The 21,299-nt window shown below is 74.9% G+C and carries 13 protein-coding genes; 3 read left to right on the top strand and 10 right to left on the bottom strand.

What is annotated here, in order from left to right; translation table 11 throughout:
- Positions 1–276: 276 nt before the first annotated feature.
- The 3 genes from EGX94_RS11170 to EGX94_RS11160 all read right to left on the bottom strand — a co-directional run bounded on the left by EGX94_RS11170 (position 277) and on the right by EGX94_RS11160 (position 4,791).
- Complete coding sequence (locus EGX94_RS11170; protein WP_043120339.1) at positions 277–3,186, bottom strand: vitamin B12-dependent ribonucleotide reductase; 2,910 nt, start codon at positions 3,184–3,186, stop codon at positions 277–279.
- Between the two features lie 166 nt (positions 3,187–3,352).
- Complete coding sequence (nrdR, locus tag EGX94_RS11165) at positions 3,353–3,820, bottom strand: transcriptional regulator NrdR (protein WP_021796522.1); 468 nt, start codon at positions 3,818–3,820, stop codon at positions 3,353–3,355.
- Positions 3,821–4,176: 356 nt separating this feature from the next.
- A complete protein-coding gene (locus tag EGX94_RS11160; protein WP_123826325.1) occupies positions 4,177–4,791 on the bottom strand; it encodes a hypothetical protein in 615 nt (204 codons plus the stop codon).
- A 1,188-nt stretch (positions 4,792–5,979) separates the two neighbouring features.
- Here EGX94_RS11160 and lexA point away from each other — a divergent pair.
- Entirely contained in the window at positions 5,980–6,768 is a 789-nt protein-coding gene (gene lexA / locus EGX94_RS11155; protein WP_021797556.1) for a transcriptional repressor LexA, read from the top strand.
- Between the two features lie 124 nt (positions 6,769–6,892).
- Here lexA and EGX94_RS11150 read toward each other — a convergent pair whose 3' ends face one another.
- From EGX94_RS11150 to recA, 7 genes are all read right to left on the bottom strand, one after another.
- Positions 6,893–8,845 (bottom strand): ATP-dependent DNA helicase, encoded by a 1,953-nt coding sequence (locus EGX94_RS11150; RefSeq protein WP_081707395.1) that lies wholly within the window; start codon positions 8,843–8,845, stop codon positions 6,893–6,895.
- Positions 8,846–8,935: 90 nt separating this feature from the next.
- Entirely contained in the window at positions 8,936–10,357 is a 1,422-nt protein-coding gene (hflX, locus tag EGX94_RS11145; protein WP_021797559.1) for a GTPase HflX, read from the bottom strand.
- 7 nt (positions 10,358–10,364) lie between these two features.
- Positions 10,365–11,201, bottom strand: coding sequence for a diaminopimelate epimerase (gene dapF, locus EGX94_RS11140; RefSeq protein WP_021797561.1), 837 nt, complete (start codon positions 11,199–11,201; stop codon positions 10,365–10,367).
- Between the two features lie 55 nt (positions 11,202–11,256).
- Positions 11,257–12,180, bottom strand: coding sequence for a tRNA (adenosine(37)-N6)-dimethylallyltransferase MiaA (miaA, locus tag EGX94_RS11135; protein WP_021797557.1), 924 nt, complete (start codon positions 12,178–12,180; stop codon positions 11,257–11,259).
- Positions 12,177–13,679: a tRNA (N6-isopentenyl adenosine(37)-C2)-methylthiotransferase MiaB gene (gene miaB, locus EGX94_RS11130; protein ID WP_123826323.1), complete on the bottom strand. Its 1,503-nt coding sequence runs from the start codon at positions 13,677–13,679 to the stop codon at positions 12,177–12,179. Before miaB ends, miaA begins: the two co-directional genes overlap by 4 nt.
- Positions 13,680–13,821: 142 nt before the next feature.
- Positions 13,822–14,445, bottom strand: a complete 624-nt coding sequence (locus tag EGX94_RS11125) for a regulatory protein RecX (RefSeq protein ID WP_192962656.1) — start codon at positions 14,443–14,445, stop codon at positions 13,822–13,824.
- A gap of 2 nt (positions 14,446–14,447) precedes the next feature.
- A complete protein-coding gene (gene recA, locus EGX94_RS11120; RefSeq protein WP_021796996.1) occupies positions 14,448–15,506 on the bottom strand; it encodes a recombinase RecA in 1,059 nt (352 codons plus the stop codon).
- 256 nt (positions 15,507–15,762) lie between these two features.
- On the opposite strand from recA, the gene EGX94_RS11115 reads away from it, so the two are divergent.
- Complete coding sequence (locus EGX94_RS11115; protein ID WP_021796997.1) at positions 15,763–15,957, top strand: DUF3046 domain-containing protein; 195 nt, start codon at positions 15,763–15,765, stop codon at positions 15,955–15,957.
- Between the two features lie 536 nt (positions 15,958–16,493).
- Positions 16,494–21,212: a DEAD/DEAH box helicase gene (locus tag EGX94_RS11110; RefSeq protein WP_123826319.1), complete on the top strand. Its 4,719-nt coding sequence runs from the start codon at positions 16,494–16,496 to the stop codon at positions 21,210–21,212.
- Positions 21,213–21,299: the final 87 nt, after the last annotated feature.

Below are 21,299 nucleotides of genomic sequence, written 5' to 3'. Positions count from 1 at the left end.
CGCCTCCTCCCTACCGGATGATCGGGCCCGCCCCCGCGGAGCCGGGTCACCCGCTTCGCCCGCTTCACCAACGTCCCCGGGCTCGTCCGCTCCCCACGACCCGGGGTCACCGGCGGGCCCGTCGGGGATGGCGGCGATGCCGACGCGTCCGCTCCGCGGGGACCGGGTCCCGCCGGTGATGGGACCCGTCGGGCGCGCCCGCTCGCCGGACACGGCGCCGGGGCCGAGCCGGGGACCGCTCCCCCGCCCGGCCCCGGCGTCCCGGCGCAGCGCCGCTCAGCTGCAACCGCTCGTCGAGCCGCAGCCCTCGCAGACGTAGCAGGAGCCGCTGGGACGCATCTTCGTGCCGCAGGTCATGCACAGCGGGGCGTCGAAGGCCGTGCCCGTGATCCGCTCCATCATCTCGGTCGTGGTGTGGGGGGCGGCGGTCCCGACGCCGGCGGGGGCGACGGACGGGGCCTCGATGAGGCTGGGCTGTCGGGCGCCGCCGGCGCCCACCGCGACGTCGTCGCCGGCGTCGTTCTTGAGCTGCTCGCTCTCGGGCAGTTCGGCCTCCTCCTCCTCGGAGAGGTAGGAGCCGGTCTCGACGTAGTGGGCGCGCTCCGCGGCGGTGTAGATGCCGAGCTCGGCGCGCTCGTCGAAGTCGAGGTAGTCCAGGGCCAGGCGGCGGAAGACGTAGTCGAGGATCGACTGGGCGATGCGCACGTCCGGGTCGTCGGTCATGCCGGCGGGCTCGAACTTCAGATTGGTGAACTTCTGGACGAAGCCCTCCAGCGGCACGCCGTACTGCAGGCCGATCGAGACGGCGATCGAGAAGGCGTCCATGACGCCGGCCAGCGTGGAGCCCTGCTTGCCGAGCTTGAGGAAGATCTCGCCCAGCTTGCCGTTCTCATAGGCGCCGGTCGTGATGTAGCCCTCGGCGCCGGCCACCGAGAAGCTGGTGGTGCGCCCGGCGCGGCTCTTGGGCAAGCGGCGCCGGCGCGGACGGTACTCGACCCGCACCTCGGGCCTGGGGGCCTCGTCGGAGCCCGGTCTCCTGTTGTCGTCCTTGCCCTTGGAGCCGGCGCTCAGCGGCTGACCGACCTTGCAGTTGTCGCGGTAGACGGCGAGCGCCTTGAGACCGAGCCTCCAGCCCTCCATGTAGACGTCGGCGATGTCCTCGACGGTGGCGCTCTCGGGCATGTTGACCGTCTTGGAGATGGCCCCCGAGATGAAGGGCTGCACGGCCGCCATCATGCGCACGTGGCCCATCGGGGGTATGGCGCGCACCCCCATGGCGGTGTCGAAGACCTCGTAGTGCTCCTGGGCCAGGCCCGGGGCGCCCACGACATTGCCGTTGGCGGCGATGTGGTCGACGATCCGGCCGGTGGCCTCCTCGTCGTAGCCGAGGTTCTTCAGCGCGCGGGAGACGGTGCCGTTGACGATCTGCATCGACGAGCCGCCGACGAGCTTCTTGAACTTGACCAGGGAGAAGTCCGGCTCGACGCCGGTGGTGTCGCAGTCCATCATGAAGCCGATCGTGCCGGTCGGGGCCAGTACGGAGGCCTGGGCGTTGCGGTAGCCGTTGGCCGCGCCGCCCTCGGCGGCGGCGTCCCACTGGGCGGTGGCCGCCTCGTGGACCTCCCCGTCGAGGGCGGTGAGGGTCCGCAGGGACTCGTTGGCGGCCCGGTGCCTGGCGATGACCCCCTGGTGGGCCTCGGCGTTGGGCGCGTAGCCCTTGTAGGGGCCGACGGCGGCGGCGAGCTCCGCGCTGCGGCGGTAGGCGGCGCCGGTCATGAGCGAGGTGATGGCGGCGGCCAGGCTGCGCCCGCCCTCGGAGTCGTAGCCCTTGCCGAGGGCCATGAGCAGGGCGCCGAGGTTGGCGTAGCCGATGCCCAGCTGGCGGTAGTCGCGGGTGGTCTCGGCGATCGGCTCGGTCGGGAAGTCGGCGAAGCAGATCGAGATGTCCATGGCGGTGATGACGAGCTCGACGGCCCTGGTGAACAGCTCGACGTCGAATGTGTCGTCCTCGCGCAGGAACTTGAGCAGGTTGAGGCTGGCCAGGTTGCAGGAGGAGTTGTCCAGGCTCATGTACTCCGAGCACGGGTTGGACGCGTTGATCCGGCCGGTGGCGGGGGTCGTGTGCCAGGCGTTGATCGTGTCGTCGTACTGGATGCCGGGGTCGGCGCACTCCCAGGCCGCCTGGGCGATCCTGCCGAAGAGCTCCCGGGCGTCGACCCGCTCGACGATCTCGCCGGTGGTGCGCGCCCGCAGACCGAACGTCGTGCCGGCCTCGACGGCCTTCATGAACTCGTCGGAGACGCGCACCGAGTTGTTGGCGTTCTGGTACTGCACCGAGGTGATGTCGGCCCCGCCCAGGTCCATGTCGAAGCCGGCATCGCGCAGGGCGCGGATCTTGTCCTCCTCGCGGGCCTTGGTCTCGATGAACTCCTCGATGTCGGGGTGGTCGACGTCGAGGATGACCATCTTGGCGGCGCGCCGGGTGGCGCCGCCGGACTTGATGGTGCCGGCCGAGGCGTCGGCGCCGCGCATGAAGCTGACGGGGCCGGAGGCGGTGCCGCCGCTGGAGCGCAGGAGCTCCTTCGAGGAGCGGATGCGCGAGAGGTTCAGACCGGCCCCGGAACCGCCCTTGAAGATCATCCCTTCCTCCCGGTACCAGTTGAGGATCGACTCCATGGAGTCGTCGACCGAGAGGATGAAGCAGGCGCTGACCTGCTGGGGGCTCCTGGTGCCGACGTTGAACCACACCGGCGAGTTGAAGGAGAAGTACTGGTGGAGGATCAGCCAGGTGAGCTCCTCCTCGAAGACCCGGGCGTCGGTCCGCGAGGCGAAGTAGCCCTCCTCGTAACCGGTCGAGGAGTACTTCTTCACGACGCGGTCGATGAGCTGACGCAGGCTCGACTCGCGCTCGTCGGTGCCGACGGCGCCGCGGAAGTACTTCGTGGTGACGATGGTGGAGGCGTTGACGCTCCAGAAGTCGGGGAACTCGACGCCCTTCTGCTCGAAGACGGTCTCACCGGTCTTCCAGTTGGTCTGCACCACGTCACGACGCTGCCAGGTGATCTCGTCGTAGGGATGCACGCCATCCGTGCTGAAGGTGCGCTCGATCGTGAGGCCGGCGGGCTTCCTGCCGCGAGACCTGGTCGAGCCGCCGCGGGCGCCGGTCGTGGCCACAGTCTGTGTCATCGTTCCCTCTCCGGGCCCGGGCGGTGCCGCCCGGGCCTCGTTGTGCATCGTGGTTGTGCGTCGTGGACGCCGATGGTCGGTTGGTGTTCAGTTGTCCCGCCCGGGGCCTGCTCCCGAAGACGCAGGGAACCCTCTTCGGCGGCGGATGGGGGGTGGTGCTGACGGCTCAACCGGTGCCGGGCCCTTCGTGCCCGGCGCCCTGCAGTACGGCGATCTCGGCCAGGAAGTCGTCCATGCACTGGAAGTGCCGGTAGACGCTGGCGAAGCGCAGATAGGCGACGGCGTCGAGCCTGCGCAGCGGCTCGAGGATCGCCACGCCCACCTGCTCGGACGGGACCTCGGCCGAGCCGCTGGCCCGCAGCGACTCCTCGACCTGCTGGCCGAGTCTGGCCAGCTGGTCCTCGGTGACGGGCCGGCCGGTGCAGGCCTTGCGGACCCCGCTGATCACCTTGTCCCGGTTGAACGGCTCGAGGACGCCCGACTTCTTCACGATCGTGAGCTGCATCTGCTCGATCGTCGTGAAGCGCCGGCCGCAGGCCGGGCACTGACGGCGCCGGCGGATGCTCGCGCCGTCCTCGGCGACGCGCGAGTCGAGGACCCGGGAGTCGCCGTTGCGGCAGTACGGGCAGTGCATCGGCGCCACCTCCTTCGGTCTCCCCGGCCCGCCCGGGGTCGTCCCCGCCCCGTCCACAGCCCCCTGTGGGCATCCTGTGGACGGCTGTGGACCGGAACCACAATCTGTGGACGAACAACAGACGTGCAACTACTAGATGTGGGTACAGTACACCGCTCGCGGCGCCGGGCGGAGCCGCCGGGGAGGGACTCCGCGGCGCGGACCTTCTCACCCCGGGCGGGCCCCGGGGCCCGCCCGGCGGTGACATCCCTCGTCACCCCGAATGAACGACTCCGGAGCCCCGACGCCCGGACCGGACCCGTCATGACGCCCACGACGAACAGGCCTCCGGCGCGTCGTCGGCGCGTCACCCGGACTCAGTGCCCGTGGTCGACCTGGACGACGGCGCCTTGGCCGGGCTCGACGGGCGTGTCGGGGATCGCGAGGAAGGCGTGGACCACCCCGCCGAAACCCAGCGTGATCGCGGCGAGGAAGGACGCCGCGGCGACGACGGCGCCGCGCCCGGGATCCGTCCGGCCGGACGGCCTCCTGACGCCGTCGCCGCGCCGCCGCCGGGCGAGCGGCGCGGGACGCACGGCCCCCGCGGGGACGGCGGGGACCTCGACCGGCACCGGCTCGGCGCAGGCGGCGGCCAGCAGTTCGGCGCTCAGCACCTGGACGTGCTCGGCCCCGTCGTCGGGGACGCCCGGAGCCGGATCGGCCAGCGTGCACGCGCGGGCGCCCGTGCCCAGGGGCAGCGGGACGAGCGAGGGCCCGGTGAAGCCCTGCCGGGCCGCCGGAGGGGTGGGCCCGGCGGCGCGGGAGGGGCTCCCGGGCTGCGCCGGACGGGACGCCGGACCGCGCGGGACGCCGACCGACGCCGGCGCACCGACGCCCCGGACGCCCTCGCGCGCACCCCCGCGGGCCGGCCCGGCGCCCTGGCAGTGCCGAGTGAGCCGGTCGGAACCGGCGAGCCGATCGAGCTGAGTCATGTCAACCTCCTGCACGTGAGAACCCGTCCGCGAGAACCCGTCCGCGTGGGCGGGCGGGTCGTCGGGGCTTGAACCGCCCCGAGCGCTCGAACGACTGTTCGACTACTGGAGTATCGTACACCTGTTCGAGTTCCTCGGGAAGACCCGCGGCGGACCGCTCGTTCTGCGGTTCGTCGCGGGACCCCGCCCGGACACCCGACAGCCAAGCAGCCCGCACCGACGATTCCCGGCGTCGGTCGACCGGCGCCCCTCACCAGCCCATTGGGGCGGGCCGGGGTCGTCGGCATGACCGCGCCCCCGGGGCCGAGGCGGGGATCGGCCCCATGCCGTCGGGTGCGCCGGAGGCCGTGCAACCGGAACGGTCCGTCGTTGTCGGTGACCGGCGTGATCGGGGCGGTCTCGCCCGTCCCGGGGTCGGTGGGACGGTCCAGCGGCGTGACCCCGTCGAGCATGGCTTCGGCCTCCGCGGGGGCCGGCTCGACTCCGGCGGCCGCGTCGTGCTGGTCCGCGGCGGGTGACCAGCACCAGCCGGACCCGGGCCTCGAGGAGCGGCCCGCGACACCTCGGGTCCGGCCGCCGGTGGTCTCGTGCTCGGAGAAGCCGGATTGCCAGACCTGATTCGGCCCGGTCGGTGGCGCGGACGCCGCCGTGCGCCGCCCGGCCGGCTCCCGGCGTTGTCTCCGGCGGTCAGCGCGCAGAAGCGGGCCTTCGTCGGCCATGGTCCGCGACGTCCTCGAAGGGGGGAGACGGCATGGCCGTCGTGACGGGCCATGGCCCAGGTCTTGCGGTGGCCCCGGGCGGGATGCCTGCTGGCCATGGCCACGGCCCGGCGGCGCTCACGCGATGGTGCCGGCCATGGCCCCTATCCACGGGCTGTCCTGCCCGGGCTCGTGCCTGCCGGCGCCGCCGGGCCCGTCCGGGAATGCCGGACAGCGCGCAGAGCCTCGAGGCCGGCATCGCCTCCTCGACCCGGATCACCTCCGGGTCCAGCCCGGCACGAGACGGAGACGACGGGCCGTGGTCGGCCGACCGTCCGGCTGCCAGCGAGACGGCAGAGCGCAGGGTCCCCGTCACCAGCACCGTCGACAGCAGCCCGGGCGCGGTGGACAGCAGGGCGGCGGTGGTGTCGCCGACACGCCGAGTCGAACAGTCGTTTGATTCCGGGGCGCCCCGGCGTAGCATTCCGCCATGGGCACGCAGAGCAATCCCTCCTCCCGGGCGCCCCGCAGGGCCGGTCGTCCGAGCGCGGAGCGCATCGACGCCCAGCTGCGGGCCAGCAGCGCCCGTCGCCGCGTCGCGGGTGTTCGGGCCCCCGATGGGCGGCCCGCCGACGCGGACTCGCTCACCCGACGCCAGCGGCTCATTCTCGACTTCATCCGCACCAGCGTCGACGCCCGCGGCTATCCCCCAAGCATCCGCGAGATGGGCGAGGCGGTCGGCCTCACGAGCCCCTCGAGCGTCGCCCACCAGCTCAGGGTGCTCGAGGCGAAGGGCCTGCTGCGTCGCGACCCGAAGCGCCCCCGCGCCCTCGAGGTCGTCCCCGCGCCCCCGGAGGACCCCGACGAGGCCCTCGACCCGACCGACCTGGGCGACGCCTTCCCCGAGGCCGTCAACGTCCCCCTCGTCGGACGCATCGCCGCCGGCGCGCCGATCCTCGCCGCCGAGCAGGTCGAGCAGACCATGCCCCTGCCCCGTGAGCTGGTCGGCCGGGGCACGGTCTTCATGCTCGAGGTGCACGGCGACTCGATGATCGACGCGGCGATCTGCGACGGCGACTACGTCGTCGTCCGCGCCCAGCCCACCGCCGACAACGGCGACATCGTCGCCGCCCTCATCGACGACGAGGCCACCGTCAAGGAGTTCCGGCGCGCGGACGGCCACGTCCGGCTGCTGCCGCGCAACGAGCGCTACGAGCCGATCGACGGCGACGGCGCGACGATCGTCGGCAGGGTCGTCGCGGTCCTGCGCCGCCTCTGAGCCTCCCCGGGGCGCGGGGCCGCAGCGCCCACGGCGGCCTCCATCCCGAATTCCACCACGAGCCCCCCGGACGCGGGGGCCAGGAGAGCGCGGGTCCGGGAAGGACCCCGGCTCCGCGAGGATCTCAGGCGGAACCCGAGAGCCTGCGCAGCGCGCCGATCGTGCGAGCGAGGTCCGTCGTCGTCCAGAACGGCGGCAGCGACCGGCGCAGGTACGGGCCGTAGCGGGCTCGCACCAGCCGCGGGTCGAGGATCGCCACCACTCCCCTGTCGTCGACGCTCCTGATGAGCCGCCCGGCGCCCTGGGCCAGCAGCAGGGCCGCATGCGAGGCCGCCACCTGCATGAAGCCATTGCCACCGGCCCTCGCGGCGGCCTGCTGGCGGGCCTGGACGAGGGGGTCGTCGGGGCGGGGGAAGGGGATGCGGTCGATGATGACGAGGCGGCAGGTGTCGCCCGGCACGTCGATGCCCTGCCACAACGACATGGTGCCGAACAGGCTGGTCCCGGGTTCGGCCGCGAAGCGGCGGGCGAGCTCGGGCAGTTGGGCCTCCCCCTGGCACAGGACGGGCGGCCCGGGCAGCTCCCGGCGCACGTGCGCGGCGGCGGTCTCGGCGGCGCGGCGAGAGCTGAACAGCCCCAGCGCGTGACCTCCGGCGGCCCGGACGAGCTCGACGATCTGCCCGAGCGCGTCCTCGCCGATGCCGTCGCGCCCAGGCCGGTCGAGGTGCGCGGCGGTGTACAGGATGCCCTGCCGGGCGTGGTCGAAGGGCGAGCCGACGTCGACGCCGCGCCAGGAGAGCCGGGCGTCCGGGTCGTCCCGGGGCTCGGCACGGGGGGCCTCCTCGTCCTCGCCGAGGCGCTCGTCGGCGCGCAGCCCGACCCGTCCGGCCATCGTCTCGAAGGAGCCGCCGAGGGTCAGCGTCGCGCTCGTGAGGACTGTCGTGGCGCGGGACAGCACCGCCGCGCGCAGCAGGCCCGCCACCGACAGCGGGGCGACGGTGAGCCAGCGCCCGAGGCGCTCGTGCTCGCCGACCCACACGACGTCGGCGTCGGCGAGGGCGGCCATGCGCTCGGCCGTCTCGAAGACCTCGGAGGCGGCCGCCGCGACGGCGATGCGCTCCGGCTCGACCTGGCTCCGGGAGCCGGACCGGCCCAGCCGACCGGCGGCCCGGCGGGCCGCGTCGCGGACCGTCCCGACCGCCTCGACGAGGCCTCCGTGCGCCGCGCCCACCCTGCCCGTCCCGGTGTCCTCGAGCGCTCCGCGCAGGGCGTCGGCCGCGTCGAGGAGGGCCAGGGAGGCGTCGTCGTCGAGCCAATCGGAGCCGCGGCGCGCCACGCGCTCGACCTGCCGGGGGGTGAGCTCCTCGCTCGCCGCTCCGGTGACCCGGTCGGTGAGCTCGTGGGCCTCGTCGATGATGACGGCGTCGTACTCGGGCAGCACGCCGCTGCGGTTCATCGCGTCGATGGCCAGGAGGGCGTGGTTGGTGATCACGAGGTCGGCCTCGCGCGCCCTGGCGCGGGCGGTCTCGGCGAAGCACTCGTCGTGGAAGGGGCAGCGCGCGCCGGGGCACTCGCGCGAGCCGATGGAGACCTGGGCCCAGGCCCGCCCCGAGTGGGCAGGCGCGTCGTCGCGGTCGGCCAAGGCGTGGGCCCGCGCCTGCTCCTCGACCCAGGCGCGCAGGGCGAGGACCTCGGCGCCCAGCGCCGACTCGGCGTCCCGTGCCCGGCCCGCACCGTGAGCGGCCCCGGCCAGGTCGCCGGCGGTCAGCAGGCTCGACTGCTCGGGCGCGCTCCCCCGGGCGCGCATGAGGCAGGCGTGGTTGGCGCGGCCCTTGACGACCGCGGCGACGGGACGGCGGCCGGTCACCTCGGCGACCGCGCGGGCCGCGGCGGGCACGTCCTTCGTGGCCAGCTGGTCCTGCAGGGCGAGGGTCGCGGTGGCGACGACGACCCGGCCGCCGTCCCCGGCGTGCACGAGGGCGGGCGCCAGATAGCCGAGCGACTTGCCGGTCCCGGTCCCGGCCTGGACGAGCAACCGGGTGCCCTCGGCGAGGGCCTTCGCCACGGCGTCGGCCATCCGGCGCTGTCCGGGGCGCGCCGATCCCCCGATGGCCCGCACGGCGGCATCGAGCGCGCGGTCATGGAGGGGCTCGGTCACCGGGACAGCCTATTCCGGCCGCCCGCCGCCCGGGGCGACGGCGAACCCGGCCAGCTCGGCCGCCAGGTCGGCGTGCACCCTGGCGACCAGGCGGGTGCCGTCGGCCAGGTACTCGTCGGACTCGATCTCGCCGAAGCGGTGGATGCGGTCGACGAGGTCCCCGCGGTCCCACGGGATGAGCACGTCGACCCGTTCGTGCGGGGCGGGCAGGGCCGACTCGACGGCCTCGCGCAGCGCGTCGACGCCCTCCCCGGTGCGCGCGCTCACGAGGACGGCATCGCGGTGCTCGGCGCGCAGCCGCGCGAGGACGTCGGGATCGGCCAGGTCGGTCTTGTTGACGGCGAGCAGCTCGGGTCGCCCGCCGGCACCGATGCCGTCGAGCACCTCGCGGACGGCCGTGATCTGGCCCTCGGGGTCGGGGTCGGAGCCGTCGACGACGTGGACGAGCAGGTCGGCCTGCACCGACTCCTCGAGCGTCGAGCGGAAGGCCTCGACGAGCTCGGTGGGCAGGTGCCGCACGAAGCCGACCGTGTCGGTCATCGTGTAGACGCGCCCGTCGGCGGCCCGGCAGCGGCGCGTCGTGGGGTCGAGGGTGGCGAACAGGGCGTCCTCGACGAGCAGGCCCGCGCCCGTCAGCCGGTTGAGCAGAGAGCTCTTGCCCGCGTTCGTGTAGCCGACGACGGCGACCGAGGGGATGCGGCGGCGCCGCCTGCCCTCGCGGCCGAGGGCGCGGGTGGCGTCCATGCCGCGCAGCCTGCGGCGCAGGACGGCGATGCGCGCGTTGATGCGGCGCCGGTCGGTCTCGAGCCTGGTCTCGCCGGGCCCGCGGCCGCCGATGCCGACGCCGGAGGCGGCCCGGCCGCCCACCTGCCGTGAGAGCGAGTCGCCCCAGCCGCGCAGGCGCTGCTTGAGGTAGGTGAGCTGGGCGAGCTCGACCTGGGTGCGGCCCTCGACGCTGCGGGCATGCTGGGCGAAGATGTCGAGGATGAGGGCGGTGCGGTCGACGACCTTGACGCCCACCCGGTCCTCGAGGTTCCTCAGCTGGGCGGGGCTCAGCTCGCCGTCGGCGATGACGGTGTCGGCGCCGGTGGCGACGACGACCTCGCGCAGCTCGTCGACCTTCCCGGCGCCCAGGTAGGTGGCGGCGTCGGGGCGGGAGCGGCGCTGCACGAGGCCCTCGAGCACCTGGGAGCCGGCCGCCTCGGCGAGGGCCTTGAGCTCGATCATGGCGTTGCGGGCGTCGTCGGCGGTGCCGGTGGTCCACACGGAGATGAGGACGACCCGTTCCAGGCGCAGGCTGCGGTACTCGACCTCGCTCTCGTCCTGCAGCTCTGTGGACATCCCGGGTACCCGGGTGAGCGCCATGCGGTCCGCGAGGTCCTGCTGGTCGCCGTCGGGGTCGGCCGGTCCGGGGAGGTGTTCGTCGGCCATTGCCGCCTCAGCGGGTGCGCGGGTCGGGGACGAGGACCTCGCCGCGGGCGATGATGACGGCCGGGCCGATGAGCTCGGCCCGGCCGTCGTCGAGGGTCACCTCGAGGCGGCCGCCGGGCACGGTGACCGCGCAGTGGCCGTCGGGCCCGCCGAGGGTCTCGGCGTGGGCCGCCGCCGCGGCGACGACGCCCGTGCCGCACGAGAGGGTCTCCCCCGAGCCGCGCTCGTGGACGCGCATCGACAGTTCGCGCTCGCCGTCGACGCGGACGAACTCGACGTTGGCGCCCTGCGGGAAGACGGCCCGGTCGAGGAGCGGGGCGTCGGACAGGTCGAGGCCGTCGAGCTCGACGGCCTCGGGCAGGAGGACGACCGCATGGGGGTTGCCGACGTCGACGACGGTGGCCGGATAGCGGCGCCCGGCGTGCACGACCGAGATGGGCTCGGGGCCGACGCGGACGGCGCCCATGTGCGCGCACATGCGCCCGTCGGGCAGCTCGCGCACCCCGCGCAACCCGGCGCGGGTCGCGATGACGAGGTCCTTCGAGTCGACGAGGTCCTCCTCCATGAGGAAGCGCCCGAAGACGCGCAGGCCGTTGCCGCACATCTCGGCGAGCGAGCCGTCGGCGTTGCGGTAGTCCATGAACCACAGGTCGGGGTCGCCGTCCCAGCCGGGCACGTGGGCGGCCTTGATGGCGCGGATGACGCCGTCGGCGCCGATGCCGCCGTGGCGGTCGCACAGGAAGCGCACCTGCTCCGGCTCCAGCGGAGCGGATCCGGTGCGGTCCTTGAGCAGGACGAAGTCGTTGCGCGTGCCGTGCCCCTTGGCGAAGCCCCAGGTGTCCATGGGCCCATTCTCCCACCACCGCCCGGTGTTCCCGCGGCCCGTCCGGCCGGGGACGTCAGGGGGCGGGCAGGTCGTCGACGATCGTGCGCTCCGACCCGGGCCCGGTGGCAGGCAGCCAGCGGATGCGCGGGTCGCGGCGGAACCAGGCGAGCTGCTTGCGGGCGAAGCGCCGCGTGCCGTCGATGGTGCTGCGGACTGCCCCGTCGAGGTCGGTGCGTCCGTCGAGGAGGTCGAGCACCTGCCGGTAGCCGAGGGCGCGCCGGGCCGTGGCGCCCTCGCGCAGGCCCTCGTCGACGAGGCGGCGCACCTCCTCGACGAGTCCCGCGTCGAACATGGCGTGGACGCGGGCGGCGATGCGCTCGTCCATGACCTGGCGGTCGAGCGCCAGGCCGTACTGGTGGACGTTCTCGAGCAGGCAGCGCGGCTCGGGCAGGTGGGGGCTCACGCTGCCGGTCAGGTCGAGGATCTCGAGGGCACGGACGACGCGGCGGGTGTTGCCGGGCCCGATGATCCGGGCGGCCTCGGGCGCGCGGGCGGCCAGCGCCTCGTGCAGGCCGGCGGGGCCGAGACGGTCGAGCTCGGCCTGCCAGTGGGCCCGCACCCGCGGGTCGGTGCCGGGGAACTCGAAGTCGTCGATGACGGCCCGCGTGTACAGGGCCGAGCCGCCGACGAGGATCGGGGTGGTGCCGTCGGCGCGCAGCCGCGCGATGAGTTCGCGCGCCATGACCTGGAAGTCGGCGACGGTGCTCGTCCGGCGCACGTCGAGGACGTCGATGAGGTGGTGCTCGACGCCGCCCCGCTCGTCCGGCGAGGGCTTCGCCGTGCCGATGTCCATGCCCCGGTAGAGGGCCATGGAGTCGGCGTTGACGATCTCGGCGGGGCGCCCGCCGGCGATGAGCAGGCGCGCCAGGGCGACGGCCAGGGCCGACTTGCCCGAGGCGGTCGGGCCGACGATGACGACGAGCGGCGGGGCGCTCATGGGCGCGGCATCGCGGGCAGGCCGAGGCCGACACCGACCGGTTCGGGCCGGGGCTCGTGGCGCGCCGCCCAGGCGTCACCGCCGCGAGTGCGGCGCAGCCCGCGCAGGGGCGCGTCGGCCACGAGGTAGTGGGGCGCACCGCGGGTGACCTCGACCTCGGCGATGTCGCCGGGGCGGGGGCGCCGCGCCGGGTCGGCCGGCACGGCGACGTGGACGAGCCGGTTGTCGCGGGCCCGGCCGGACATCCGCTCGCGACGGTCGTCCTTGCGGCCCTCGCCGGTGGCGAACATGACCTCGACGCTCCGGCCCTCGAAGGCCCTGTTCTGCTCCCAGCTGATCCGCTCCTGGAGGGCGAGGAGCCGCTCGTAGCGCTCCTGGACGACCTCCCGCGGCACCTGGTCGGGCCGTGCGCCGGCCGGGGTGCCCGGCCGCACCGAGTACTGGAAGGTGAAGGCGTTGGCGAAGCGGGCCCGGCGCACCACGTCCATGGTGGCCTCGAAGTCCTCGTCGGCCTCGCCGGGGAAGCCGACGATGATGTCCGTGCTGATCGCCGCGTCGGGCATGGCGGCGCGGACGCGGTCGAGGATGCCCAGGAAGCGCTCGGCCCGGTAGGAGCGGCGCATCTGCCTGAGCACCGCGTCGGAGCCGGACTGGAGGGGCATGTGGAGCTGGTGCATGACGTTCGGCGTGTCGGCCATGGCCTTGATGACGTCGTCGGTGAAGGCGGCCGGGTGCGGGCTCGTGAAGCGCACGCGCTCCAGCCCCTCGACCCCGCCGCACGCGCGCAGGAGCTTGGCGAAGGCGGCGCGGTCGCCGAACTGCACGCCGTAGGAGTTCACGTTCTGGCCGAGCAGGGTGATCTCCTGGACGCCCGCCTCGACGAGCGCGCGGACCTCGGCGAGCACCTGGCCGGGGCGGCGGTCGGTCTCGCGGCCGCGCAGCGCCGGGACGATGCAGAAGGTGCAGGTGTTGTTGCAGCCGACGCTGATCGCCACCCACGCCGAGTAGGCGGACTCGCGGCGGCTCGGCAGGTCGGACGGGAAGGTCCGCAGGGCCTCGGTGATCTCGACCTGACCGATCCGCTCGATGCGCGCGCGCTCCAGCAGGACCGGCAGCGAGCCGATGTTGTTCGTGCCGAAGACGACGTCGACCCAGGGGGCCCGGTTCGTGATGAGCTCGCGGTCCTTCTGCGCCATGCACCCGCCCACGGCGATCTGCATGCCCGGACGGCGCTCCTTGAGGGGCGCCATGTGGCCGAGGTTGCCGTAGAGCCGGTTGTCGGCGTTCTCGCGGACCGCGCAGGTGTTGAAGACGACGACGTCGGCCTCGGCGAGCTCGCCGTGCACCGGTTCGGGGGCGCGCACGTAGCCGGCCTCCTCGAGCAGGCCGGCGATGCGCTCCGAGTCGTGCACGTTCATCTGGCAGCCGTAGGTGATCACCTGGTAGGTGCGCGGGCGCGCGGCGTCGGACCGGGCGGTGGTGATGTCGGGCGTGTCCATGGGGGGTCCATGGTACCCAGCGGCCCGACCGGGGCCGGCGCGGATGCTCGGGGCCGACGTCGGTGGGCCCCGGGTCGGGGCGGACTCCCGCCCCGCGGGGGCAGGGCCCCGGCGCCGGGCGCCGCATGTCGCCCCGGGCCCGTCAGGGCCCGGGGCGCCCGGACGGCTCGGAGTCCTCGGGCAGCTCGTCGAGCGCCCGGGCGACGGCGTCGGCGGCGACCGAGGGGCCGTAGCCCCTGCGGGCCAGGAAGCCGGCGAGTCGCCGGTATGCGACCCGGCGGTCCAGGCCCCTCATGGTGCGGGCCCGGGAGCGGGCCAGCTCCTGGGCCGTCGCCGCCTCGCCGTCCGGGTCGAAGGAGGCGAGCACGCCGGCGATGATCTCCTCGCTCACGTGCCTGGCGCGCAGCTCACGGGCGATGGCGCCGCCGGAGAGCCCTCGGGAACGGCGTCGGGACTCGGCCCACAGGGCGGCGAAGCGCGCGTCGTCGACGAGCCCGACGGCCTCGAACCGGTCGAGCACCGCGTCGACGACGCCCCGTTCGCAGCCCCTGCGCCGCACCAGATGGTCGACGAGCTCGCCGCGCGAGTAGTCGCGCTGCTCCAGGCGGCGCAGGGCCAGTTCGCGGACGACCTCAGCCGGGTCGGCGTCCGGGTCCGGTGAGCCCGGCGCGGGGGCGTCCCCCGGGCCCGGGGCGGCGGGGTCGGGCCCGGGAGATCCCGCCTCGCCGGGACGGCCCCGGGACCGACCGGGTCCGCCGCCGACCACGCTCAGGCCCCGGCCCGCTCGCGGACCTCGCCCGTGACGGGGTCGACGTCCTCGGGCACCTCGGGATCGGGAACCAGGCCCAGCGCGACGCGGATCCGGTTGTCGATCTCGCCGGCGACGTCGGGATGGGCGACGAGGAAGGCCCGGGCGTTCTCCTTGCCCTGGCCGAGCTGGTCGTCGCCGTAGGTGAACCAGGCGCCCGCCTTGCGGACGATGCCGGCATCGACCCCCATGTCGAGCAGGCTGCCCTCGCGGCTGATGCCCTTGCCGTAGAGGATGTCGAATTCGGCGCGCTTGAACGGCGGGGCGACCTTGTTCTTGACGACCTTGACGCGGGTGCGGTTGCCGACGACCTCGCCGCCGTCCTTGAGGGCCTCGATGCGGCGCACGTCGAGGCGGACCGAGGCGTAGAACTTCAGCGCGCGACCGCCCGTGGTGGTCTCGGGGTTGCCGAACATGACGCCGATCTTCTCGCGCAGCTGGTTGATGAAGATCGCCGTCGTATTGGCGTTCTTGAGGGCGCCGGTCATCTTGCGGAGGGCCTGGCTCATCAGCCTGGCCTGCAGGCCGACGTGGTTGTCGCCCATCTCGCCCTCGATCTCGGCGCGCGGCGTCAGGGCGGCGACGGAGTCGATGACGATGAGCTCGAGGGCGCCCGAGCGGACCAGGGTGTCGGCGATCTCGAGGGCCTGCTCGCCGTTGTCGGGCTGGCTGACGATCAGCGAGTCGGTGTCGACTCCGAGGGCGCGGGCGTAGGTGGGGTCGAGGGCGTGCTCGGCATCGATGAAGGCGCAGATGCCGCCCTCCGCCTGGGCGCTGGCGATCGCGTGCAGGGCGACCGTCGTCTTGCCGCTGGACTCCGGGCCGTAGATCTCGACGATGCGGCCGCGGGGAAGACCCCCGATGCCCAGGGCGATGTCGAGCGCCACCGAACCGGTGGGGATCGACTCCATCTGCCCGAAGGCCTGGTCGCCCAGGCGCATGACGGAACCCTTGCCGTGGGCCTTCTCGATCTGTGCGAGGGCGGCCTCGAGGGCCTTCTGCCGGTCTGCAACGGCCATGTCTGCTTCCTCCTCCTCACGTCGGGATCGCCGACGGTTCCCGTGACGTCTTGACTGTCTTGACTGTAGGGACGGGGTCCGACATTTTCTCGGCGGAGCCCGGTGCTGTGGACAACCGGGGCGCCCCGTCCACTGTATACGAACACCCGTTCGAACACCAACGATCCCCCTCCGCGCGTCGCGGGAGCCGCCCGTCGCGGGACGGACCGGGTCGGGTGGGAGTCCCCGAGCCCCTGCCCGGCGCTAGGCTGCCCGCGTGCGTGAAACCGAGTTCTGGCGTCGGATGACGAGGCATCTGGGGGCCGACTACGCCCGTGTGTGGGCGGACCAGACCGTGCTCGGCGAGCTCGGCAACCGCACGACGAGCGAGGCCCTGGCCGACGGCGTCCCGTTCAAGGCGGTCTGGCGCGCCGTGTGGGCCTTCCTCGAGCTCCCCGACGCCGAGCGCTAGGCGCACCGCAGACGCCGCCCGACGCGCGTGAGCACCGCCGCGCCGATGACCGCGTGCGGAGGCCGGGGCGCCCGGCCCGGCCCAGGAGGGCCATCAGCGGGGCCCGCGCCCGGGACAGCCGGGCCTCCTGCCGCTCGAGGTCCTCGATGGCGCGGCGGGCCTGCGCGGCGAGCGCGGGGCAGGCGACGGGGCGGTTGCTCTCGGAGAAGCAGTGGAGGAGCGGGCGCGCGTCCTCGACGGTCAGGCCTGGGTTCGAGCGCGCTCCACGCCGCAGCGTCATCGGCATGGATGACGAGACACTCGCCCGCGCGTTGCGACTCGCGGTGGACCCTCCCGGCGGGGTCAGCGTCGAAGCGCTCCAGGACCCGGCGCGAGGTGCCCCACGAGCGGGACCACGAGCAGACCGCCTGAGCGGTCGGCCGCCCGCACGGGGCGGCGGCCAGGCTCGGGGCCGCCGGACCGTCCGCCGGTACGGCAGAAGGAGCCCGACCGGCGGCCGGGCCGGATTGTCGGCGCCGCGCGCAAGACTTGTGCCCATGACACCACCGGAGCGCACCGCCGGCGACCCGCTGGCCGCCTTCGGCCTCGCCACGCGCACCTGGTTCACCGACGTCTTCGACTCCCCCACGCCGGCCCAGGCCGCCGCCTGGGCCGCCATCGGCTCGGGCGCGCATGTGCTCGTCGTCGCGCCCACCGGCTCCGGCAAGACGCTCGCCGCCTTCCTCCACGGCCTCGACCGCCTCTCGCGCGAGGCCTCGGCCAGGCGGGCGCTCGACGACCCCGACACCGCAACCGGCCCGCACGGCCCCGCGCCGCACCGGGCCGGCACCGACACGCCCCCGGGCCGGGAGGGCGGGGCGCACGACTCCCCCGCCGGCCCGCACGGCCCCGCCGGGCGCCGGGGCGTGCGGGTGCTCTACGTCTCGCCCCTCAAGGCGCTCGCGGTCGACGTCGAGCGCAACCTCGCCGCCCCGCTGCGCGGCATCGCCGCCACGGCCGCCCGGCTCGGCCTGCCCGTCCCCGAGGTCACCGTGGCGGTCCGCTCGGGAGACACGCCGGCCGCCGAGCGCCGGTCGCTGGCCGCGCATCCCCCGCAGATCCTCATCACGACGCCCGAGTCGCTCTTCCTCATGCTCTCGAGCCGGGCGGCCGGCACGCTGCGCGACCTCGACACGGTGATCGTCGACGAGATCCACTCCCTGGCGGGCACCAAGCGCGGCGCCCACCTGGCGCTGAGCCTGGAGCGCCTCTCGGCGATGCAGCGCGACGGCGACTTCCAGCGCATCGGCCTGTCGGCCACCGTCCGCCCGCCCGAGCGGGTCGCGCGCTTCCTCGGCGGCGATCGCCCCGTGCAGGTCGTCGACCCGGCCGCCGCCAAGACCTGGGACCTGCACCTCGAGGTGCCGGTCGAGGACATGACGCAGCTGCGCGTCGTCGACCCGGCCGGCGAGCGGGGGCCCGGGGCGGTGCGCCGGTCGATGTGGCCCCCGATCGAGCGGCGGATCCTCGAGCTGGTGCGCGGGCACCGCTCCACCATCTGCTTCGTCAACTCGCGGCAGAGCGCCGAGCGGCTCACCGCCCACCTCAACGAACTGAACGCGGCCGATCTGGGCGCCCCCGAGGGGCCGGTCGTCCAGCCCGCCCAGGTGATGATCGCCTCTGCCGCCTCGAGGGGCGTCGACGGCACCGACGCGCCGATCATCGCCTGCGCCCACCACGGCTCGGTCAGCAAGACGCGCCGCGCGCAGATCGAGGACGACCTCAAGGCGGGGCGCCTGGCCTGCGTCGTGGCCACGAGCTCCCTGGAGCTGGGCATCGACATGGGCGCCGTCGACCTCGTGATCCAGGTGCAGGCCCCGCCGTCGGTCTCGAGCGGCCTCCAGCGCGTCGGCCGCGCCGGCCACCGGGTCGGGGCGGTCTCGCAGGGCATGGTGTTCCCCACCTCGCGCGGCGACGTGCTGCACTGCACCGTCATCGCCGAGCGCATGGGCGCCGGCCTCATCGAGGAGACGCCCGCCCTGCGCAACCCGCTCGACGTGCTGGCCCAGCAGATCGTCTCGGCCTGCCTCGCCTCGCCGGTTCCCGCCGACGATCTCCACGCCCTCGTGCGCCGGGCCGCTCCGTACGCCTCCCTGCCCCGCTCGGCCTTCGACTCGGTCCTCGACATGCTCTCGGGCCGCTATCCCAGCGAGGACTTCGCCGAGCTGCGCCCCCGTCTCCACTGGGACCGCGTCGCCGGCATCCTCGAGGCCCGGCCCGGCGCCCGGCGTCTCGTGACGACGAGCGGGGGCACGATCCCCGACCGGGGCCTGTTCGGCGTCTTCCTCGTGGGCTCCCGGAACGCCTCGGGCCGGCACGAGCCGGGGCGGCGGGTCGGCGAGCTCGACGAGGAGATGGTCTTCGAGTCCCGGGTGGGTGACGTCTTCACGCTCGGCACGTCGAGCTGGCGCATCGAGGAGATCACGCCGTCGCAGGTCATCGTCAGCCCGGCGCCGGGCCAGCCCGGCAGGCTGCCCTTCTGGCGGGGCGACGCGCCGGCGCGCCCCGCCGAGCTCGGCGCGGCGATCGGCGCGCGCGTCCGGGAGCTGGGCGCCGCCCCGCGCGACGAGGCGCTGGCCGGTCTCGGGGCCGCGGGGCTCGACGAGAACGCCCGCACCAACCTCATGGCCCATCTCGACGAGCAGCGCGAGGCCACCGGGGTCGTGCCGGACGACCGCACGATCGTCGTCGAGCGCTTCCGCGACGAGATCGGCGACTGGCGGCTCTGCGTGCACAGCGCGCTGGGCGCCGCTGTCCTCGAGCCGTGGGCGCTGGCGATCCGCGCGGGCCTCGCCGACCGCTACGGCCTCGAGGCCCATGTGAACGCGACGAACGACGGCATCATCATCCAGCTGCCCGACATCAGCGCGGCACCGCCGGACTCGGCCGTGCTCGCGGTCCCGGCCGAGGACGTCGAGGCCGTCGTCACCGAGCAGGTCTTCGGCTCGGCGCTGTTCGCGGCGCGCTTCCGCGAGTGCGCGGCGCGCGCCCTGCTCCTGCCGCGCCGGGGCCCCGGCCGCCGCTCGCCCCTGTGGCAGCAGCGCCACAAGGCGGCCCAGCTGCTGGCCGTCGCCTCCGGCTACCGCGAGTTCCCGATCGTCGTCGAGGCGATGCGCGAGTGCCTCCAGGACGTCTTCGACCTGCCCGCGCTGGTGCGCCTCATGGCCGACATCGCGGCCCGGCGGGTGCGGCTCGTCGACGTCGAGACGCCCCAGGCCTCCCCCTTCGCGCGCCACATGCTCTTCGGCTACGTCGGCGAGTTCGTCTACGACGACGACCAGCCGCTGGCCGAGCGGCGCCTGGCTGCCCTCAGCCTCGACTCGGGGATGCTCGCCGAGCTCCTCGGGCGCGAGGGCGCCGGAGAGCTCATCGACCGCGACGTCGCGGCGCTCCACGAGGCGCAGCTGCAGCACCTGGCCGACGACCGCAGGGCCGCCGACGCCGAGCAGCTGTGGGAGCAGATCCGCACGGCGGGGCCGTTCACCGGCGCCGAGTGCGCCGCGCGGTGCGTCGCCGACCCGTCGGGCTGGCTCGACGAGCTGGTCGCGGCCCGCCGGCTGGCGCTCGTGCGCATCGCCGGGACGCCCATGTACTGCGTCGACACCGACGCGGGGCTGCTGCGCGACGCGTTGGGCGTGCCGGTGCCGGCCGGCATCGGCGCGGGCGCGGTGCGCGAGGGGGCGCAGGCGCTGGCCGATCTGGCCGTGCGGTGGGCGCGCCGGCACGCCGCCGTGACGGCGGCCTCGTTCGCGCACCGCTACGGGCTCGCCGAGGCGACGGCGGCGCAGGCGCTGGCCCGGCTCGCCGATGCCGGAACGCTCGTCGCCGGGTCCTTCCTGCCGCGCGGCGACGACCTGCCGGCGCTGGTCGGCGACGGCCGGCAGTACGTCCACCACACCGTCCTGGCGGTGCTCAAGCGCCGCACCCTGGCCGGGCTCCGCGCCCAGGTCGAACCGGTCGCCCAGCGCCAGTTCGCCCGCTTCCTCGACGCCTGGCAGCAGCTGCCGGGCCCCGACGAGCCCGCCGGCGACGACGCCGAGTCCGTCGAGCGGCTGCTCACCGCGGTCGACGCCCTGGCGGGCCACCGGATCCCGGCCTCGATGCTCGAGACCGTCGTCCTGCCGGCCAGGGTGCCCGGCTACCGCCCGGCGCTGCTCGACCAGCTGATGGGCTCCGGGCAGGTGACCTGGAGCGGTGCCGGCGCCATCGGCGCCGGCGACGGCTGGGTGCGCCTGTGGCCGGCCGATCTGGCCCCCGCCGCCCCGCCCGACGGGCCGGAGCCCGACGGGCGGGGCGGGCGCGCCGGGCTGAGCGGGACGGCCCGGCGCGTCCTGGAGCGTCTCGAGGCGGGCGGGGCCTGGCGCAGCGCCGACTTCGTCGACGCCGGCACGAGCGCCGCGGCTGCGCAGGACGCCCTGTGGGAGCTCGTCTGGGCGGGGCTCGCCACGTCGGACGGCTTCGGGCCGCTGCGCGAGCTGAGCGTCCGCGGCGTGGTCCGCCGGCCCCGGGCCGGCGCTGCGCGGCGCCGGCTCATCCGGCCCCGCCCGGCGAGGGCGGCCGCGGCGCCGGCCGGCGTGCGCTGGTCGCGGGTGCCCGCGGCCGAGGACGGCCCCCGGGGACTGCTCGACCAGGTCGACGCGGAGCTGGCCCGTTACGGCGTCCTCACGAGGGGAAGCGCCCTCGCCGAGCCGGCCACGGGGAACTACTCGCAGGTCTACCGTCTGCTCAGCACCCTCGAGGAGTCCGGCGCGGTGCGCCGCGGCTACTTCGTCGAGGGGCTCGGCGGCGCCCAGTTCGCCGTGCCGGGGGCCGTCGACGAGCTGCGCCGGGCCCCGGCCGCGCCGCTGCGCCTGCTCGCCGCCTGCGATCCCGTGAACCCCTACGGCGCCGCGCTCGAGTGGCCGGAGACGAACGCCCATCGCCCGGCCCGAAAGGCCGGCGCGCTCGTCGTCCTCGACGACGGGGCCCCGCTCCTCTACTTGGAGCGGGGCGCGCACACGCTCGTCACCTTCGACGGCGTCGGGCCCGAGGCGCTCGGACGGGCCCTGTCGGCCGTCGGCGCCGCCGTCGACGCCGGGCGTCTGCCGCCGGTGTCGATCGACCGGATCGACACCCGCAGCGCCCTCGAAGCCGGCCCGCTGCGCGAGGCCCTCGAGGCGGCCGGCTTCGTGCAGCACCCCCGGGGCTACCGGCGCAGGCGGACGGTCCGGGGCTGACCCCCTCGGGCCCTCGGGCCGGCGCGCAGCGGGGCCGCCGCCCGGTCATCCGGGCGGCGGCCCCGCTGCGGCACGGGTTCCCGGTCG

The organism is Propionibacterium acidifaciens (assembly GCF_003798325.1).
In the GTDB taxonomy this organism is placed as follows: domain Bacteria; phylum Actinomycetota; class Actinomycetes; order Propionibacteriales; family Propionibacteriaceae; genus Propionibacterium; species Propionibacterium acidifaciens.
This window is presented reverse-complemented; position numbering and strand designations above follow the sequence as displayed.

Excerpts from the sequence above, each read along its gene's own strand:
- EGX94_RS11170 (WP_043120339.1), bottom strand. The coding sequence starts at position 3,186 with ATGACACAGACTGTGGCCACGACCGGCGCCCGCGGCGGCTCGACCAGG.
- miaB (WP_123826323.1), bottom strand. The coding sequence starts at position 13,679 with ATGGACACGCCCGACATCACCACCGCCCGGTCCGACGCCGCGCGCCCG.
- EGX94_RS11110 (WP_123826319.1), top strand. The coding sequence starts at position 16,494 with ATGACACCACCGGAGCGCACCGCCGGCGACCCGCTGGCCGCCTTCGGC.
- recA (WP_021796996.1), bottom strand. The coding sequence starts at position 15,506 with ATGGCCGTTGCAGACCGGCAGAAGGCCCTCGAGGCCGCCCTCGCACAG.
- dapF (WP_021797561.1), bottom strand. The coding sequence starts at position 11,201 with ATGGACACCTGGGGCTTCGCCAAGGGGCACGGCACGCGCAACGACTTC.
- miaA (WP_021797557.1), bottom strand. The coding sequence starts at position 12,180 with ATGAGCGCCCCGCCGCTCGTCGTCATCGTCGGCCCGACCGCCTCGGGC.
- lexA (WP_021797556.1), top strand. The coding sequence starts at position 5,980 with ATGGGCACGCAGAGCAATCCCTCCTCCCGGGCGCCCCGCAGGGCCGGT.
- EGX94_RS11160 (WP_123826325.1), bottom strand. The coding sequence starts at position 4,791 with ATGACTCAGCTCGATCGGCTCGCCGGTTCCGACCGGCTCACTCGGCAC.
- hflX (WP_021797559.1), bottom strand. The coding sequence starts at position 10,357 with ATGGCCGACGAACACCTCCCCGGACCGGCCGACCCCGACGGCGACCAG.
- EGX94_RS11150 (WP_081707395.1), bottom strand. The coding sequence starts at position 8,845 with ATGGCCGACGCCGTGGCGAAGGCCCTCGCCGAGGGCACCCGGTTGCTC.
- nrdR (WP_021796522.1), bottom strand. The coding sequence starts at position 3,820 with ATGCACTGCCCGTACTGCCGCAACGGCGACTCCCGGGTCCTCGACTCG.